Source organism: Saccharothrix texasensis, assembly GCF_003752005.1.
In the GTDB taxonomy this organism is placed as follows: Bacteria; Actinomycetota; Actinomycetes; order Mycobacteriales; family Pseudonocardiaceae; genus Actinosynnema; species Actinosynnema texasense.
The window spans coordinates 6,541,564-6,557,598 of the sequence record NZ_RJKM01000001.1; the positions used below are offsets into that span (position 1 = coordinate 6,541,564).

Below are 16,035 nucleotides of genomic sequence, written 5' to 3' on the forward strand. Positions count from 1 at the left end.
ATCAGAGAGGTTTGTGATGAATACCCTCATCTTGGCGGCGGAGGAAGGGGCCATTAACCCCGTCCTGCCGCACACGTCGGAGATCATCCTCGGCCTGATCTCGTTCCTGCTGCTGTTCTTCGTCATCAAGAAGTTCGTGTCGCCGCGCTTCGAGACGTTGTACGCGGAACGTGCCGCCAAGATCGAGGGCGGGATCGAGAAGGCAGAGCAGGCGCAGGCGCAGGCCCAGCAGGCGCTGGACCAGTACAAGGCGCAGCTGGCCGAGGCTCGTGCCGAAGCGGCCCGCATCCGCGACGACGCCCGCATCGAAGGCGAGCAGATCATCAGCGAGCTGCGCGCCAAGGCGCAGGAGGAGTCCTCGCGGATCATCGCGCAGGGGCAGACCCAGCTCGAGACGCAGCGCGCGCAGATCGTCGCCGAGCTGCGTGGCGAGTTGGGCCGGCTGGCCATCGACCTGGCGGACCGGGTCGTCGGCGAGTCGCTCGAGGACGAGGTGCGCCGCCGGGGCACCGTCGACCGGTTCCTCTCCGAGCTCGACGGCACGTCGGCTCCGGCCGTCAAGTGAGGGAACGCCGATGACGCTGCACGCCGCCAGCCGTGACGCCCTGGCCGCCGCCGAACTGCGGTTGCTCGAGGCCGTGGATGCCACGTTGGACAGCTCCGCCCTGGGCGAGCTGGGCAGCGAGCTGTTCGCGGTCGTGAGCCTGCTGTCGGCGCAGCCCGCGCTGCGCCGCGCGCTGGCCGACAACTCCTCGGAGCCCGAGTCCCGGGAGCAGCTGCTGCGCGGCCTGCTCGACGGCAAGGTCGCCGACGTGACCGCGCAGGTGCTGGCCACGGTCGTCACCGCGCGCTGGTCCAGCCCTCGCGAGCTGGTCGACGGCGTCGAGTCGCTGGCCCGCACCACGCTGCTGGTGCGGGCGGAGCGGGACGGCAAGCTCGACGCGGTCGAGGACGAGCTGTTCCGGCTCGGCCGGATCGTCGCGGGCAACCACGCGCTCGAGCTGGCGCTCTCCGACCCGGCGGCCGAGGCCGCGGGCAAGGTCGCGCTGGTCGACAGCCTCGTGGCGGGCAAGGTGGACGCGACCACCAAGACCCTGGTGGACCAGCTCGTCCGCGAGCCGCGTGGCCAGGGAGTCGTCAACGGCCTCGGCGACCTCGCGTCGCTCGCGGCCAAGCGCCGGGAACGTTCCGTCGCCTACGTCCGTTCCGCCGTCGAGCTCGACGCGGCTCAGCAGGACCGCCTCGAGGCCACGTTGACCCGGATCTACTCCCGGCCGATCGCGCTGCACGTCGAGGTCGACCCCACGCTGCGCGGTGGCCTGCTGATCAAGATCGGCGACGAGGTCATCGACGGGAGCGTGGCCGGTCGGCTGGCGTCACTGCGCCGCGACCTCGCCGGCTGACCGACCGGAACCGCGGCCCACAAGCCCCTTTCCCAGAACGAAGTGAGAGCAGGAACGACATGGCGGAGCTGACGATCTCGTCGGACGAGATCCGCAGTGCGATCGAGAAGTACGTCTCGGCCTACTCCCCGGAAGTGAGCCGGGAAGAGGTCGGCGTCGTCGCGGAGACCTACGACGGCATCGCCATCGTCGAGGGTCTGCCCGGCACCATGACCAACGAGCTGCTGGAGTTCCCCGGCGGCGTGCTCGGCGTGGCCCTGAGCCTGGAGGTCCGCACCATCGGCGCGGTCATCCTCGGTGACTTCGACAAGATCGAAGAGGGCCAGGAGGTCAAGCGGACCGGCCAGGTGCTCTCCGTGCCGGTCGGCGACGGCTTCCTCGGCCGCGTGGTGAACCCGCTCGGCCAGCCGATCGACGGCCTCGGCGACATCGTGGCCGACGACAACCGCGCGCTGGAGCTGCAGGCGGCGTCCGTGCTGCAGCGGCAGCCGGTGAGCGAGCCGATGCAGACCGGCATCAAGGCCATCGACGCCATGACGCCGATCGGCCGCGGCCAGCGCCAGCTGATCATCGGCGACCGCAAGACCGGCAAGACCGCGGTCTGCATCGACACGATCATCAACCAGAAGAAGGCCTGGGACTCGGGCGACCCGCAGCAGCAGGTCCGCTGCGTGTACGTGGCCGTCGGCCAGAAGGGCTCCACCATCGCGGGCGTCAAGGCCGCGCTGGAGGAGGCGGGCGCGCTGGAGTACACCACCATCGTCGCCGCCCCCGCGTCCGACTCGGCCGGCTTCAAGTGGCTCGCGCCCTACACCGGCTCGGCCATCGGCCAGCACTGGATGTACCAGGGCAAGCACGTCCTGATCATCTTCGACGACCTGACCAAGCAGGCGGAGGCGTACCGCGCCATCTCGCTGCTGCTGCGTCGCCCGCCGGGCCGCGAGGCCTACCCCGGCGACGTCTTCTACTTGCACTCGCGCCTGCTCGAGCGCTGCGCGAAGCTGTCCGACGACATGGGCGGCGGCTCGATGACCGGCCTGCCGATCATCGAGACCAAGGCCAACGACGTGTCGGCGTACATCCCGACCAACGTCATCTCGATCACCGACGGCCAGTGCTTCCTGGAGTCGGACCTGTTCAACGCCGGCGTGCGCCCGGCCGTCAACGTGGGCATCTCGGTGTCCCGCGTCGGTGGCGCCGCGCAGACCAAGGCGATGAAGACGGTCTCCGGCTCGCTGCGCCTGGACCTGTCGCAGTTCCGCGAGCTGGAGGCGTTCTCCGCCTTCGCCTCGGACCTCGACGCGGCCTCCCGCGCCCAGCTGGACCGCGGCGCCCGCCTGGTCGAGCTGCTCAAGCAGGGCCAGTACTCGCCGGTCCCCGTCGAGGAGCAGGTCGTCTCGATCTACCTCGGCACCAACGGCCACTACGACGACATCCCGGTCGGCGACGTCCGCCGCTTCGAGTCGGAGTTCCTGGACCACGTCCGGCGCGGCCACGACGTGATCCTGTCCGACATCCGCGAGTCCAAGAAGCTGTCGGACGACACGGAGAAGGGCATCGTGAACGCCGTCACCGCGTTCAAGCAGCAGTTCACCGCATCCGGTGGCGCGTCCGTGGTCAACGACGCGCCCGCCGACGCGATGGACGCCGACAAGGTCGGGCAGGAGTCGGTGAAGGTCAACCGGCCCGCTCCGACCGAGAAGTGACGTAGCCATGGCGGCACAGATCCGAGAGCTGCGCCAGCGGATCCGCTCGGTCAACTCGACCAAGAAGATCACCAAGGCGTACGAGCTCATCGCCACGTCCCGTCTGGCCAAGGCGCAGACGAGGGTCGCGGCGTCGCGTCCGTACGCGGAGGAGATCACCTCGGTGCTCTCCTCCCTGGCGACCGCGTCCGCGAACCTCGACCACCCGCTGCTGACCGAGCGCAAGAACCCCCGCCGTGCCGCCGTCCTGGTCGTGACCAGCGACAAGGGCATGTGCGGTGGCTACAACGCCAACGTGCTGCGTGCCGCCGAGGAGCTGCTCTCGCTGCTGCGGTCCGAGGGCAAGGAGCCCGTGCTCTACGTCATCGGCCGCAAGGGCGTGGGCTACTACAAGTTCCGCCGCCGCGCCATCGCGGGCGAGTGGACCGGTTTCTCGCAGCTCCCGCACTACGTGAACGCGGTCGAGGCCGGTGACGCGCTGGTCAAGGCGTTCGTCGCGGGCAGCGACGACGAGGGCGACCAGCCCGGCCCGGACGGCGTGCTCGGCGTGGACGAGCTGCACGTGGTCTACACCGAGTTCAAGTCGATGCTGAGCCAGACGCCGGTCGCCAAGCGGATCGCGCCGATGGTCGTGGACTTCGACCCGGAGCCGCAGAAGCTCCAGTCGGTGTACTCGTTCGAGCCGAGCGCGGAGACGTTGCTGGGCGCGTTGCTGCCCAAGTACGTCAAGACCCGGCTCTTCTCGGCGCTGCTGGACGCGGCGGCCTCGGAGTCGGCGGCGCGGCGGACCGCGATGAAGGCGGCGACGGACAACGCCACCGAGCTGGTCCGCAACCTCAGCCGCCAGGCGAACGCGGCCCGCCAGGCCCAGATCACCCAGGAGATCAGCGAGATCGTCGGTGGCGCCTCCGCGCTTACCGGGGGCGCAGGAAGTGATGAGTGACATGAGTGCTACTGCCACCACCACCCGCACCGGCCGTGTGGTCCGGGTGATCGGTGCCGTCGTCGACGTGGAGTTCCCGCGCGGCGCGGTGCCGGAGCTGTTCAACGCGCTGCACGTGGAGATCACCTACGAGGCGGTCGCCAAGACGCTGACCCTGGAGGTCGCCCAGCACCTGGGTGACAACCTGGTCCGCACCATCTCGATGCAGCCGACCGACGGCCTGGTCCGCGGCGCGGCGGTGACCGACACCGGCAAGGCGATCAGCGTGCCGGTCGGCGACGTCGTCAAGGGCCACGTCTTCAACGCGCTGGGCGACTGCCTCGACGAGCCCGGCCTCGGCCGCGACGGCGAGCAGTGGGGCATCCACCGCAAGGCGCCGTCGTTCGACCAGCTCGAGGGCAAGACCGAGATCCTGGAAACGGGCATCAAGGTCATCGACCTGCTGACCCCGTACGTCAAGGGCGGCAAGATCGGCCTGTTCGGCGGCGCGGGCGTGGGCAAGACGGTGCTCATCCAGGAGATGATCACCCGTATCGCCCGCGAGTTCTCCGGCACGTCGGTGTTCGCCGGCGTCGGCGAGCGCACCCGTGAGGGCACCGACCTCCTCCTCGAGATGGAGGAGATGGGCGTGCTCGGCGACACCGCCCTGGTGTTCGGTCAGATGGACGAGCCGCCCGGCACGCGCATGCGGGTCGCGCTGTCCGCGCTGACGATGGCGGAGTACTTCCGCGACGTGCAGGGCCAGGACGTGCTGCTGTTCATCGACAACATCTTCCGGTTCACCCAGGCGGGTTCCGAGGTGTCGACCCTGCTGGGCCGCATGCCGTCCGCCGTGGGTTACCAGCCGACGCTGGCGGACGAGATGGGTGAGCTCCAGGAGCGCATCACCTCGACGCGCGGCAAGTCGATCACCTCGCTGCAGGCCATCTACGTGCCCGCGGACGACTACACCGACCCCGCGCCGGCCACCACGTTCGCCCACCTGGACGCGACGACGGAGCTCTCCCGTCCGATCTCCCAGAAGGGCATCTACCCGGCGGTGGACCCGCTGTCCTCGTCCTCCCGGATCCTCGAGCCGTCGATCGTCGGCGAGGAGCACTACCGGGTGGCGCAGGAGGTCAAGCGGATCCTGCAGAAGTACAAGGAGCTGCAGGACATCATCGCCATCCTCGGCATGGACGAGCTGTCCGAGGAGGACAAGGTCCTCGTCGGCCGCGCCCGTCGCCTGGAGCGCTTCCTCGGCCAGAACTTCATCGTGGCCGAGAAGTTCACCGGTCAGCCGGGTTCGTTCGTGTCCATCAAGGACACCATCGAGGCGTTCGACCGCGTCTGCAAGGGCGAGTTCGACCACTACCCGGAGCAGGCGTTCTTCTCCTGCGGCGGGTTGGACGACGTCGAGGCCAACGCCAAGAAGCTGGCCGGCAACTGAGTCGGGCTTCGTCGAAGGGCCGTTCCCCGTCGGGGGGCGGCCCTTCGGGCGTTACCGGGCCGGGTCGTCAGGGGGAGGCCCAGCCCAGCGCGCGGGAGATCGCCAGGCCGCACGTGCGCACGGCGGGCACGACGGTGTCGGTGCGGGTGTCGATCGGCACGACGACGGACACCGCGGCCACCACCTCGCCGTCCTGGCCGCGCACGGGGGCGGCGACCGAGTAGGTGATCATCTCGAGCTGGCGGTCGCTGATGGCGTAGTCGTCGCGGCGCACCCGGGCCAGGGTCTCCCGCAGCTCCGGCGGCGACACGATCGTCCGGGGCGTGAACCGCTTGAGCGGCGCGGCCAGCACGGCCTCCTGCACGGCGACCGGCGCGGCGGCCAGCAGCACCAGGCCGACGCCCGTGCAGTGCGTCGGCATCCGGCTGCCGACCCGCGTCAGCACGTTCACCGCGTCCCGCGCCGAGATCCGCTCCACGTACACGACCTCCGTGCCGTCGCGGACGGCCAGCTGCACGTTGTGCCGCGTGACCTCGCACAGGTCCTCCAGGAACGGCAGGGCCCGGTCCCGCAGGTCCAGGCTGCCGGGGGACAACGCGCCCAGCTCCAGCAGCCTCAGGCCCACGCAGTAGCGCCCATCCGCCGTCCGGTCCAGGGCGCGCAGCTCCACCAGCGACGCCACCAGCCGGTGCGTGGTGCTCAGCGGCAGGCCGGAGTGGCGGCTCAGCTCGGACAGCGTCACCGCCGACCGGTCCACGGTGAACACGGACAACAGCGAGAACGCGCGCTCCAGCAGCGACTTCGGGGTGGGCACCGGCCCAGTCTCCCAGCGGCGCGCCCGCGCCGGCCCCAGCGGCGGCGTACCCGGTGCGCTGCCGCGCCGCCACCGCGCTGCTGAGCGACCCGCGCCGCCGTCTGCCCGCAGACAGCGCCCGTGGTCGGTGACCGTGCCGGTGGACCGAGGCGTCTGCACGTAATCAGGGTCATCTGCGGCCCGTGCCGGGCGTGTGCCGCTTGCCGCACCCGGCGGGGTTCCTCCCTGTTCGCCTTGGTAGCGGCCTTGCGGGTGGTCGCGGAGGACGCCGCCGGAGCGGTCGCCGGGAGGGCCGCGGCGGGCCGGGGCGGCGCCTGGGGGTGGCCGGCACGGCGGGGTGTTCCGGTCACCGTTTAGACTGGGGCTCGACTCCAGTCGACTCAGGGAGATGCGCGTGGCCGAGATGACCGTCCAGTTGGTCGCGGTGGAACGCCGCCTGTGGTCCGGCACGGCCACCTCGGTGGTCGCGCAGACGCTCGAAGGGGAGATCGGCATCCTGCCCGGCCACGAGCCGGTGCTCGGCCAGTTGGTCGAGGGCGGCGTGGTCCGGATCCGCACCACGGACAACGAGCTCGTGACGGCGGCCGTGCACGGCGGGTTCCTCTCCGTGACCGGCGACGGGGTGAGCATCCTCGCCGAGGACGCGGAGCTCTCCGAGGAGATCGACGTCGAACAAGCCCGCTCGGACGCGCAGAACTCGGACGACGTGCAGCGGGCCCGGGCCATCGCGCGGCTGCGCGCCGCGGGACACTCGGCCTGACGCGGACGGGACGAGCGCCGTGGGGATCGCCGAACTGGTGGGGGTGGTCCTGTTCGGCGCGGTGGTCGTCCTCGCGTACCTGGCGTGGCGCCGCGTCCGACTGCTGCGCGCCGGTGGCGTGCACGTCGCGTTGAGGTCGCGCATCGCCGGTTCCGGCCGGGGCTGGCACCTGGGTGTCGGGCACTACCGCGGTGACGAGTTCACCTGGTTCCGCGTGCTGAGCCTGAGCGCCGGCCCGGACATGGTCATCTCCCGCGAGGGCTTCGAGATCGACGACCGCCGCGAGCCCACCCCGCCGGAGGCGTACGCGATGCCCGCGAACGCGGTGGTGCTCCGGTGCCGGGGCAACAAGGGCGAGGTCGAGATCGCGATGGGCCCGGACGCGCTGACCGGATTCCTGTCCTGGTTGGAGTCAGCGCCTCCGGGCCGATCCATCCCCTGGGCCTCCTAGCCCGGCGGCCCCGGAAGGGTCAGGCGGGTTGCCTGATGCTCTCGTAGATGCGGGCGAAGCCCTCCTCGCCGTGACCGGCGTCGACCTGCCGCCGGATCAGGTCCTGCACCACCCCGACCACCTCCGTGGAGATGCCCTGCGCGGCGCTCGCGCCGAGCAGGTCGCCGAGGTCGGAGAACACCAGGCTCTGCTGCCCCGGCACGGTGTAGTCGCCGCCGTCGACCACGGCCGCGAACCCGGCGAACCCGCCGGTCATCGCGGCCAGCCACGGCGCCGACCGCCGGGCGAACTCGGTCGCCGTCACGCCCGCGTCCGCGACCATCGCCGCGCCGTGCAGGAAACCCGCGAACATCACGTACATGCCGGCGAGCAGGGCCAGGTCGTACAGCGACGCCAGGCCCGCGTCCTCGCCGAGGTACGCGCTCTCACCCCACAGGTCCATCAGGGGGCGTAGCCGCTCGAACGCGGTGGCCGACCCGCTGTAGAGGACGGACGCGCCGGGGAGCCCGATCATGTCCGGCACGGCCATGATGCCGCCGTCGAGGTACACCGCGCCGTGCGCCGCCGCCCACCCGGCGATCTCCTTCGCCTGGTCGGGCGTGGTCGTGGTGACGTTGACCAGCGTGCGGCCGGTGAGCACGTCGGCCACCGGGTCGAGCACCTCGTGGACCGAGTCGGCGTCGAGCAGGCAGGCGATCACCACGTCGGCGGCGGCCACGGCGTCGCGGGCGGTGGCGGCGGCGGTGGCGCCGAGGTCGACGAGGGCGTCGGCCTTGCCGGGGGTGCGGTTCCAGACCGTCGTGGCGTGCCCGGCGCGCACCAGGGCGGTGGCGAGGGCGGCGCCCATCGCGCCGAGCCCGAGAACGGTCGCCTTCGTGTTCGTCATGCCGCGATCGTCACCCGTACCGTCGGAGCTGACCAGTACGGACTATTTTGTGCAGTACCCACCTTTCGGTGAGCACCCCTGGGAGGGGCGATGGCGGCTCGACGTGGCCCCTACTTCTGCGGCATCGACGCCGCGATGGACGTGGTGTCGGGGAAGTGGAAGTCGCTGATCCTGTGGGAGCTGGCCGAGCACGGCGTGCGGCGGTTCGCCCAGCTGCGCCGCGGCCTGCCGGGCGTGAGCGAGAAGATGCTGGTGCAGCAGCTGCGCGAGCTGGAGGAGGACGGTCTCGTGCGCCGCGAGGTGTTCCCCGAGGTGCCGCCGAGGGTGGAGTACGAGCTGACCGGGCACGGGGTGTCGCTCAACGAGGCGCTCGCCGCGCTGGGCGTGTGGGGCGTCGAGCGGATGCGGCGCATCGGTGCGGAGAAGGTGGTCCACACGCCCTGATCGGGCGCCCGGCGCCACCCGCTTCGGTCAGGCGTTGGCGCCCGGCCGCCAGAGCACGTCGCCGTCCGGGTTGGCGACCCTGGCCAGGATGAACAGCAGGTCGGACAGCCGGTTGAGGTACTTCGCGGTCAGCGCGTTCGTCCGATCGGCCTCGACCTCGATCAACGCCCACGCGCCCCGCTCGGCCCGCCGGGCGATCGTGCGGGCCTGGTGCAGCAGCGCCGCGCCGGGTGTGCCACCGTTGAGGATGAACGACTCCAACTTGCCCAACCGGGAGTTGAACGCATCGCACCACGACTCGAGCCGGTCCACGTAGGCCTGGGTGACCCGCAGCGGCGGGTGCTCGGGGTCCGGCACGACGGGCGTGCAGAGGTCCGCGCCGACGTCGAACAGGTCGTTCTGGACCTGCCGCACCACCTCGGCGACGTCCGGTTCCAGCGCGCCGAGCGCCAGGGCCACGCCGAGCGCGGCGTTCGTCTCGTCCACGTCGGCGTACGCCGTGATGCGGGGTGAGGTCTTGGGCACCCGGGAGAAGTCGCCGAGGCCGGTGGTCCCGTCGTCGCCGACACGGGTGTAGATCTTCGTCAGGTGCACGGCCATGTGAAGCACTGTAGACACCGCGCAGACCCACCACGGACGGGCACGATTCAGACCGTACGTAGGATTGCGGCACAACGAGCAAGGAGTTCCTTACGTGAGTGAGCACTTCCGGGTTCATGGCGGTGGCCGGCTCGTCGGCGAGGTCGCCGTCGTGGGGGCGAAGAACAGCGTGCTCAAGCTGATGGCGGCGGCGCTGCTGGCCGAGGGCACCACCACCATCACCAACTGCCCGGAGATCCTGGACGTGCCGCTGATGGCGGACGTCCTGCGCAGCCTCGGCTGCGAGGTGGCGATCGAGGGCCGGGTCGTCACGATCACCACCCCGAAGGAGCTCAACCACCGCGCCGACTCCGAGGCGATGGGCAAGCTGCGCGCGTCCGTGTGCGTGCTCGGTCCGCTGGTGGGCCGGTGCAAGCGGGCCGTCGTCGCGCTGCCGGGTGGCGACGCGATCGGCAACCGGCCGCTGGACATGCACCAGAGCGGCCTGCGCAAGCTCGGCGCGCACAGCGAGATCGAGCACGGCTGCGTGATCGCCGAGGCCGAGGGCCTGCACGGCGCGCAGATCTGGCTCGACTTCCCCAGCGTGGGCGCGACGGAGAACATCCTGATGGCGGCGGTGCTGGCCGACGGCACCACGGTCATCGACAACGCCGCCCGCGAGCCGGAGATCGTGGACATCTGCGTGATGCTCCAGCAGATGGGCGCGAAGATCGAGGGCGCGGGCACGTCCACGCTCACCGTGCACGGGGTCGAGTCGCTCCAGCCGACCGAGCACCGGGTGATCGGCGACCGGATCGTCGGCGCCACCTGGGCGTTCGCCGCCGTCATGACCCGCGGCGACATCACCGTGCGCGGCGTCGACCCGCACCACCTGGACCTGGTGCTGGAGAAGCTGCGGATGGCGGGCGCGGCCGTGACCACGCTCGACGACGGTTTCCGCGTGGTGCAGACCGACCGGCCGCGGTCGGTGGACTTCGTGACGCTGCCGTACCCCGGTTTCGCCACCGACCTCCAGCCGTTCGCGATCGCCCTGTCGAGCGTGTCCGACGGCACGTCGATGATCACCGAGAACCTGTTCGAGGCGCGGTTCCGGTTCATCGAGGAGATGGTGCGGCTGGGCGCGGATGCCCGCACCGACGGCCACCACGCGGTGGTGCGCGGGGTGGACCGGTTGTCCAGCGCGCCGGTGTGGGCGTCGGACATCCGCGCGGGCGCGGGGCTGGTGCTGGCCGGGCTGTGCGCGGACGGCGCGACCGAGGTGTACGAGATCTTCCACATCGAGCGCGGCTACCCGGGCTTCGTGGAGAACCTGCGCAAGCTCGGCGCGGTCGTGGAGCGCGTCAGCGCCTGACCCGCGGCAGTGGGAGCGGCCGCCGGCGCGTTGTCGGCCCCGACGTCGGCGGCCGCCGGTTCAGGGCCGCACGGTCACCGGGACCCGCTGGGTGAGGCCGTCGGCGTCGGTCGCCCGCACCCGCAGCACGTGCTCACCGGGCGTCGCGTCCGGACAGACCGATGGCCATGGGGCGCTCCGCGGGGTTCGGCGTCGGGTGCGTCGGCCTGGACCCGTGAGCCGCCGCGCGCACCACTGTCACCTGGACGGGTGCGGCGCACAAGCGCTCGCGTGACCGTCGACCAGCCGGCCGACCGCACGGGTCACACCGCGGCGGCCGGTGCTCACCCGGGGTCGCGCAGGAGCAGTTTGGCGTCGGGCGCGTCGGCCGGGAAGACCATCAGGCGGTGCAGGCCGCCGCGGCGGACCACGGTCACCTTGATGCGTGCCGTCCGCAGCCGGTCGGCCAGGACGACGGCGGCTTCCGAGGTGGGCACGGCGGTCACTTCGGTCAGCAGGCCGAAGTCGTCGCCGGTGTAGTCGGGCACGGCCCGGCGGTCGATGCCGAACGCCCAGAACAGCACCAGGGCGAGCAGCCCGAACACGATGACCAGCAGCAGGAACGTGGTGAGCGCGGTCACGCCGTCCATCCTCCCGCAGCTTCGATTCAGTGAGCAACGGCACGCGCGGGCTGTGTTACTCGTCAGTACGCTACGGGGAACCGTGACTCCGAGGCGGCCGAGCCGTCGCCCGCGGACCAGCGGCAATGAGACACAGGAGGTTGCCGTGCCGTACCCGGCCGACCGAGAGCGCGACCGTCCGTGGGTCATGCGGACCTACGCGGGTCACTCCAGCGCCACCGCCTCCAACGCGCTGTACCGGCGCAACCTCGCCAAGGGCCAGACGGGTCTGTCCGTGGCGTTCGACCTGCCCACGCAGACCGGCTACGACCCGGACGACGAGCTGGCCAAGGGCGAGGTCGGCAAGGTCGGCGTGCCCGTCGGCCACATCGGCGACATGCGGCAGCTGTTCGACGGCATCCCGCTGGGCGAGGCGAACACCTCCATGACCATCAACGCGACGGCCATGTGGCTGCTCGCGCTGTACGTGAGCGTGGCCGAGGAGCACGGCGCGGACCGCGCCACCCTCGCGGGCACCACGCAGAACGACATCATCAAGGAGTACCTGTCCCGCGGCACGTACGTGTTCCCGCCCGGGCCGAGCCTGCGGCTGATCACCGACATGGTCGCGTGGACCGTGTCGAACGTGCCCAAGTGGAACCCGATCAACATCTGCTCCTACCACCTGCAGGAGGCGGGCGCGACGCCCGTGCAGGAGATCGCCTACTCGCTGTCCACCGCGATCGCGGTGCTGGACTCGGTGTTCGACTCCGGCCAGGTGCCCGAGGAACGGCGCGGCGAGGTCGTCGCCCGCATCTCCTTCTTCGTCAACGCGGGCGTGCGGTTCGTCGAGGAGATGTGCAAGATGCGGGCGTTCGTCCGGCTGTGGGACGACATCACCCGCGACCGGTACGGCATCGCCGACCCCAAGCACCGCCGGTTCCGCTACGGCGTGCAGGTGAACTCGCTCGGGCTGACCGAGGCGCAGCCCGAGAACAACGTGCAGCGGATCGTGCTGGAGATGCTGGCCGTGACCCTGTCGAGGGACGCACGGGCCCGCGCCATCCAGCTGCCCGCGTGGAACGAGGCGCTCGGCCTGCCCCGGCCGTGGGACCAGCAGTGGGCGCTGCGGATGCAGCAGGTGCTGGCCTACGAGACGGACCTGCTGGAGTACCAGGACATCTTCGACGGCTCGCACGTCGTCGAGGCCAAGGTGGACGAGCTCGTCGAGGGCGCGCGGGCCGAGATCGACCGCGTGCAGGCGATGGGCGGCGCGGTCGCGGCGGTCGAGTCCGGCTACATGAAGTCGGCGCTGGTGTCGTCGTTGGCGGACCGGCGCCGGCGGGTGGAGTCCGGTGAGGACGTCGTGGTCGGCGTGAACAAGTTCGCCACCACCGAGCCGTCGCCGTTGCAGGCCGAGGGCGCGAAGGCCATCGAGCAGATCGACCCGGTCGTCGAGCGGCACGCGGTCGAGGCGATCCGGGCGTGGAAGGCCTCCCGCGACGACGTGTCGGCCAAGTCCGCCCTGGACGACCTGCGGGCGCTGGCGAAGACGGACCGGAACCTGGTCGAGGCCACGATCGCGTGCGCGAAGGCCGGCGTGACGACCGGCGAGTGGTCGCAGGCGTTGCGCGAGGCATTCGGCGAGTACCGCGCGCCGACCGGGGTCTCGGCGGCCTCGGCGTCCGGCGAGGCCGGCGCGGAGATCGCGCGGGTGCGCGAACGCGTGCGGGCGACCGGCGAGGAGCTGGGCGAGCGGCTGCGGATCCTGGTCGGCAAGCCGGGCCTCGACGGTCACTCCAACGGCGCCGAGCAGGTCGCCGTGCGGGCCCGGGACGTCGGTTTCGAGGTCGTCTACCAGGGCATCCGGCTCACGCCCGCGCAGATCGTGGCCGCCGCCGTGCAGGAGGACGTGCACGTGGTCGGCCTGTCGATCCTGTCCGGCTCGCACCTGGAGGTCGTGCCCGCGGTGGTCGACGGCCTGCGCGCGGCCGGCGCCGGTGACGTGCCGGTCATCGTCGGGGGGATCGTCCCGCCCGACGACGCCGACGAGCTGCGCGAACGCGGTGTGGCCCGGGTGTTCACGCCCAAGGACTACGAGCTCACCCAGATCATGGACGAGATCGTGGCGGTCGTCCGGGACGCGAACGGCCTCTAGCGCCCGGCCCCTGCCGCCCGACCTCGGCCACCCGACTTCTAGCGGTCGGCGGCGAGCACGCGTCCGCGCTGGAGGACGTCACGGGTGGACACGATCTCGGCGAACCCGCCGCCGCGCAGGTTCGTGGCGGTGGCCCGGGTCAGCTCGTCGGCGGTCAGGTCCTCCAGGTCGAACGTGAACGTCGCGTCGAGCACGACCTCGACCCGGTAGCCGAGGTTGCCGCCGACCCGGGCGGTCGTCTCGACGCACATGTTCGTCTGGATGCCGGCGAGCACGATGTGGGTGACGCCGCGCGCCCGCAACCACACGTCCAAGTCGATCTCGCCGTGGAACGCGGAGTTGACCTCCTTGGCGAAGACCAGGTCGGCGTCGGCGCGGTCGAGCTCGGCCTTGAACCGGTTGCCGTCCTGACCGGGCCGCAGCGGCGAGCCCGGCTCGGTCGAGTCGTGCCGGACGAGCACCAGCGGGCCGGTCCAGGAGTCGACGAGGCGGGCGATGTTGGCCTCCGCCCCGGGGTTGTTCCGCCTGCCCCAGGACGGGTCGTCGAAGCCGCGCTGCACGTCGATCAGGATCAGGACGGTGTCGGTCATGACGTCGAGTCTGCGGTCGTCGCCCGGCTGGGTGTGAGTGGCGGAACCGGCACGTTGGGGTACTTTCCTGCCATGCGGACGGTGGGTGTGCTCCTGCTGCCGGGCAGTCGGATGTTCGACGTCTCGGTGGTGAGCGAGGTGTGGGGCGTGGACCGCTCCGACGCCGGCGTCGGCCCGTTCGAGCTGCGGCTGTGCGCACCGGGTCGGGTCGCGACGGCTGTGGCGCCGGTGGGTGTCATCCCGGCGACCCACGGCCTGTCCGGGCTGCGTGACTGCGACCTGGTCGTGGTGCCCGGTCGGGTGGACCCGCTCGCGCCGGTGCCGGACGCCGCGGTGCGCGCGCTGCGGTCGTTCTCCGGGACGGTCGCGGCGTTGTGCTCGGGTGCGTTCACGGTGGCGGCGGCGGGGATGCTCGACGGCCGTGAGGCGACCACGCACTGGCGGCTGCTGGACGCCCTGGAAACCGCCGCGCCCCGGGCCCGCGTCGTCCGGGACGTGTTGTTCACCGACGGCGAGGTGCTGACGTCGGCCGGCGTGGTCGGCGGCCTGGACCTGTGCCTGCACCTGGTGCGCCGGGCGCACGGCGCCGACGTGGCCGCAGCCCTGGCCCGACGCCTGGTGATGCCGCCGACCCGTGAGGGGGGCCAGCGCCAGTACGTCGACCCGCCCCTGCCGTCCCGGCCCGACCGCGTCGGCATCGCGTCCACAGTGGACTGGACGGTGGACCGCCTCGCGTCGACTGTCGGCGTGTCCGACATGGCCGCGCACGCGGGGATGAGCGAACGTACCTTCCACCGGGCGTTCCTGGCCGCGACCGGCGACACACCCGGCCGCTGGTTGCAGGTGCAGCGGGTCCGGCTGGCCCGGCGCCTGCTGGAGACCACCGACCTGCCGGTGCACCGCGTGGCCGAACGGGCCGGCCTGGGCACCCCGGCCAACCTCCGCCGTCGCCTGCGCGCGGAACTCGGCGTGACCCCCGACGCCTACCGCCGCACCTTCCGCGTGCCCGCCGCCTCCTGACCCGACCGGCGCGGCGTCACGGCGACGGCGGCGTCACGGGGATGATGCCGCCGTCCTCCTCGAACACCAGCACCCGTGAACCCAGTGGCTTCGCCAGCGTCACCGGGTAGTACCGGGGCACGTAGATCGCGGTCCGCGCGCACTCGCCGACCGGCCCGGTCGTCCGCACGCCGATCACCACCGACGTCTCGGTCTCGGTCACCACGGGCTCCTTGACGGCCGGCGCGTCACCCCGGCACGGCGTCGGAGGCGCGCCCAGCTCCACCTCCAGCCGCACCCCGTCCGTCGTCCTCGCGTGGTGGCTCCCGATGATCTCCTCGCCCCGCTTCCAGAACGCCTCGGGCGTGACCGCGGGCCAGGCGTACACGCTGCCGAACGAGGACCGGAACCGCCACGCCGGCAGTTCGAGCCGGCCGCGGTCGGTGGTGAACGCCGCCGTGCCCAGCTCGGCGCTCACCAGCTCCACCTCGCCGTCACGACCTCCGCCGGGCAGCGCGGCCACCGCGTCGCGCACGCTGATCAGCGGTAACGTCGCCGGGCCGTCGGGCAGCACCACCGAGGTCGGTCCGGGTGTCGGCGGTTCGACACCGGTGAACCGGTAGCCGGTGGCCGCTTTCTCCTCCTCCAGGCCCTGCCACTCCACGGTCACCAGCTTCGGCTGGAACAGCACGATCGGGCGGGGTGCCGCGGTCGCCGGGAAGTCGACCGCGACGGGCGCGACCGAGGCGGGGAGGTCGGACCCGATCGGCAGGGTCGGTGTCGCCGCCCGGTCGACGCCGGCGCAGCCCGCGACCGCCAGGATCGAACCGAGGACCACGACTGACGGGCGAAGTCTCATGCCACCGGGACGGAACTCCACCGGCGGGCGGTTGCACGGCCGG

Annotated in this window: 17 protein-coding genes; 11 read left to right on the forward strand and 6 right to left on the reverse strand. The window is 71.7% G+C overall.

Annotated elements, in window-relative coordinates:
- The first annotated feature begins 16 nt into the window (after window positions 1–16).
- Genes EDD40_RS29080 through atpD form a run of 5 tightly spaced genes read left to right on the forward strand, consistent with a single transcriptional unit; the run spans window position 17 to window position 5,481 of the window.
- Window positions 17–565, forward strand: a complete 549-nt coding sequence (locus EDD40_RS29080; protein ID WP_123745750.1) for a F0F1 ATP synthase subunit B — start codon at window positions 17–19, stop codon at window positions 563–565.
- A gap of 10 nt (window positions 566–575) precedes the next feature.
- Window positions 576–1,403 carry a F0F1 ATP synthase subunit delta gene (locus tag EDD40_RS29085; protein ID WP_123745751.1) on the forward strand — a complete coding sequence of 276 codons (828 nt, stop codon included), beginning with the start codon at window positions 576–578 and terminating at the stop codon, window positions 1,401–1,403.
- 59 nt (window positions 1,404–1,462) lie between these two features.
- Window positions 1,463–3,109, forward strand: a complete 1,647-nt coding sequence (atpA, locus tag EDD40_RS29090; RefSeq protein ID WP_123745752.1) for a F0F1 ATP synthase subunit alpha — start codon at window positions 1,463–1,465, stop codon at window positions 3,107–3,109.
- A gap of 7 nt (window positions 3,110–3,116) precedes the next feature.
- Complete coding sequence (locus EDD40_RS29095) at window positions 3,117–4,052, forward strand: F0F1 ATP synthase subunit gamma (RefSeq protein ID WP_123745753.1); 936 nt, start codon at window positions 3,117–3,119, stop codon at window positions 4,050–4,052.
- The gene (gene atpD / locus EDD40_RS29100) at window positions 4,045–5,481 is read left to right on the forward strand and encodes a F0F1 ATP synthase subunit beta (RefSeq protein ID WP_211348252.1); all 1,437 of its coding nucleotides are present in this window, start codon (window positions 4,045–4,047) and stop codon (window positions 5,479–5,481) included. The genes EDD40_RS29095 and atpD overlap by 8 nt, the downstream gene beginning before the upstream one ends.
- Window positions 5,482–5,548: 67 nt before the next feature.
- On the opposite strand, the gene EDD40_RS43805 is transcribed toward atpD, so the two are convergent.
- Window positions 5,549–6,295 carry an IclR family transcriptional regulator gene (locus EDD40_RS43805; protein WP_246037883.1) on the reverse strand — a complete coding sequence of 249 codons (747 nt, stop codon included), beginning with the start codon at window positions 6,293–6,295 and terminating at the stop codon, window positions 5,549–5,551.
- 394 nt (window positions 6,296–6,689) lie between these two features.
- Between EDD40_RS43805 and EDD40_RS29110 the strand changes: the two genes are divergently transcribed.
- Both EDD40_RS29110 and EDD40_RS29115 read left to right on the forward strand, forming a co-directional pair.
- The gene (locus EDD40_RS29110) at window positions 6,690–7,055 is read left to right on the forward strand and encodes a F0F1 ATP synthase subunit epsilon (protein WP_123748358.1); all 366 of its coding nucleotides are present in this window, start codon (window positions 6,690–6,692) and stop codon (window positions 7,053–7,055) included.
- 19 nt (window positions 7,056–7,074) lie between these two features.
- Window positions 7,075–7,506, forward strand: coding sequence for a DUF2550 domain-containing protein (locus EDD40_RS29115; RefSeq protein ID WP_123745755.1), 432 nt, complete (start codon window positions 7,075–7,077; stop codon window positions 7,504–7,506).
- A 19-nt stretch (window positions 7,507–7,525) separates the two neighbouring features.
- Here EDD40_RS29115 and EDD40_RS29120 read toward each other — a convergent pair whose 3' ends face one another.
- The gene (locus tag EDD40_RS29120; RefSeq protein ID WP_123745756.1) at window positions 7,526–8,392 is read right to left on the reverse strand and encodes an NAD(P)-dependent oxidoreductase; all 867 of its coding nucleotides are present in this window, start codon (window positions 8,390–8,392) and stop codon (window positions 7,526–7,528) included.
- Window positions 8,393–8,482: 90 nt separating this feature from the next.
- Here EDD40_RS29120 and EDD40_RS29125 point away from each other — a divergent pair, with 90 nt between their 5' ends.
- Complete coding sequence (locus tag EDD40_RS29125; RefSeq protein ID WP_123745757.1) at window positions 8,483–8,836, forward strand: winged helix-turn-helix transcriptional regulator; 354 nt, start codon at window positions 8,483–8,485, stop codon at window positions 8,834–8,836.
- 27 nt (window positions 8,837–8,863) lie between these two features.
- On the opposite strand, the gene EDD40_RS29130 is transcribed toward EDD40_RS29125, so the two are convergent.
- Window positions 8,864–9,436, reverse strand: a complete 573-nt coding sequence (locus tag EDD40_RS29130) for a cob(I)yrinic acid a,c-diamide adenosyltransferase (protein ID WP_123745758.1) — start codon at window positions 9,434–9,436, stop codon at window positions 8,864–8,866.
- Between the two features lie 94 nt (window positions 9,437–9,530).
- Between EDD40_RS29130 and murA the strand changes: the two genes are divergently transcribed.
- Entirely contained in the window at window positions 9,531–10,787 is a 1,257-nt protein-coding gene (gene murA / locus EDD40_RS29135; protein WP_123745759.1) for a UDP-N-acetylglucosamine 1-carboxyvinyltransferase, read from the forward strand.
- A 323-nt stretch (window positions 10,788–11,110) separates the two neighbouring features.
- On the opposite strand, the gene EDD40_RS29140 is transcribed toward murA, so the two are convergent.
- Window positions 11,111–11,416, reverse strand: coding sequence for a hypothetical protein (locus EDD40_RS29140; protein WP_123745760.1), 306 nt, complete (start codon window positions 11,414–11,416; stop codon window positions 11,111–11,113).
- A 136-nt stretch (window positions 11,417–11,552) separates the two neighbouring features.
- Here EDD40_RS29140 and EDD40_RS29145 point away from each other — a divergent pair, with 136 nt between their 5' ends.
- Entirely contained in the window at window positions 11,553–13,544 is a 1,992-nt protein-coding gene (locus EDD40_RS29145) for a protein meaA (protein WP_123745761.1), read from the forward strand.
- A gap of 38 nt (window positions 13,545–13,582) precedes the next feature.
- On the opposite strand, the gene EDD40_RS29150 is transcribed toward EDD40_RS29145, so the two are convergent.
- Window positions 13,583–14,134 (reverse strand): cysteine hydrolase family protein, encoded by a 552-nt coding sequence (locus EDD40_RS29150; protein ID WP_123745762.1) that lies wholly within the window; start codon window positions 14,132–14,134, stop codon window positions 13,583–13,585.
- Window positions 14,135–14,206: 72 nt separating this feature from the next.
- On the opposite strand from EDD40_RS29150, the gene EDD40_RS29155 reads away from it, so the two are divergent.
- On the forward strand, window positions 14,207–15,154 hold the full coding sequence (locus EDD40_RS29155) for a GlxA family transcriptional regulator (protein ID WP_123745763.1): 948 nt from the start codon (window positions 14,207–14,209) through the stop codon (window positions 15,152–15,154).
- Window positions 15,155–15,170: 16 nt separating this feature from the next.
- Here EDD40_RS29155 and EDD40_RS29160 read toward each other — a convergent pair whose 3' ends face one another.
- A complete protein-coding gene (locus tag EDD40_RS29160; protein ID WP_148088944.1) occupies window positions 15,171–15,992 on the reverse strand; it encodes a hypothetical protein in 822 nt (273 codons plus the stop codon).
- Window positions 15,993–16,035 lie beyond the last annotated feature (43 nt).

What these genes read in the sequence shown, in the direction of transcription:
- EDD40_RS29080 (WP_123745750.1), top strand. Translation starts at nt 17, where the DNA reads ATGAATACCCTCATCTTGGCGGCGGAGGAAGGGGCCATTAACCCCGTC.
- EDD40_RS29085 (WP_123745751.1), top strand. Translation starts at nt 576, where the DNA reads ATGACGCTGCACGCCGCCAGCCGTGACGCCCTGGCCGCCGCCGAACTG.
- atpA (WP_123745752.1), top strand. Translation starts at nt 1,463, where the DNA reads ATGGCGGAGCTGACGATCTCGTCGGACGAGATCCGCAGTGCGATCGAG.
- EDD40_RS29095 (WP_123745753.1), top strand. Translation starts at nt 3,117, where the DNA reads ATGGCGGCACAGATCCGAGAGCTGCGCCAGCGGATCCGCTCGGTCAAC.
- atpD (WP_211348252.1), top strand. Translation starts at nt 4,045, where the DNA reads ATGAGTGACATGAGTGCTACTGCCACCACCACCCGCACCGGCCGTGTG.
- EDD40_RS29120 (WP_123745756.1), bottom strand. Translation starts at nt 8,392, where the DNA reads ATGACGAACACGAAGGCGACCGTTCTCGGGCTCGGCGCGATGGGCGCC.
- EDD40_RS29125 (WP_123745757.1), top strand. Translation starts at nt 8,483, where the DNA reads ATGGCGGCTCGACGTGGCCCCTACTTCTGCGGCATCGACGCCGCGATG.
- EDD40_RS29130 (WP_123745758.1), bottom strand. Translation starts at nt 9,436, where the DNA reads ATGGCCGTGCACCTGACGAAGATCTACACCCGTGTCGGCGACGACGGG.
- EDD40_RS29140 (WP_123745760.1), bottom strand. Translation starts at nt 11,416, where the DNA reads ATGGACGGCGTGACCGCGCTCACCACGTTCCTGCTGCTGGTCATCGTG.
- EDD40_RS29150 (WP_123745762.1), bottom strand. Translation starts at nt 14,134, where the DNA reads ATGACCGACACCGTCCTGATCCTGATCGACGTGCAGCGCGGCTTCGAC.
- EDD40_RS29155 (WP_123745763.1), top strand. Translation starts at nt 14,207, where the DNA reads ATGCGGACGGTGGGTGTGCTCCTGCTGCCGGGCAGTCGGATGTTCGAC.
- EDD40_RS29160 (WP_148088944.1), bottom strand. Translation starts at nt 15,992, where the DNA reads ATGAGACTTCGCCCGTCAGTCGTGGTCCTCGGTTCGATCCTGGCGGTC.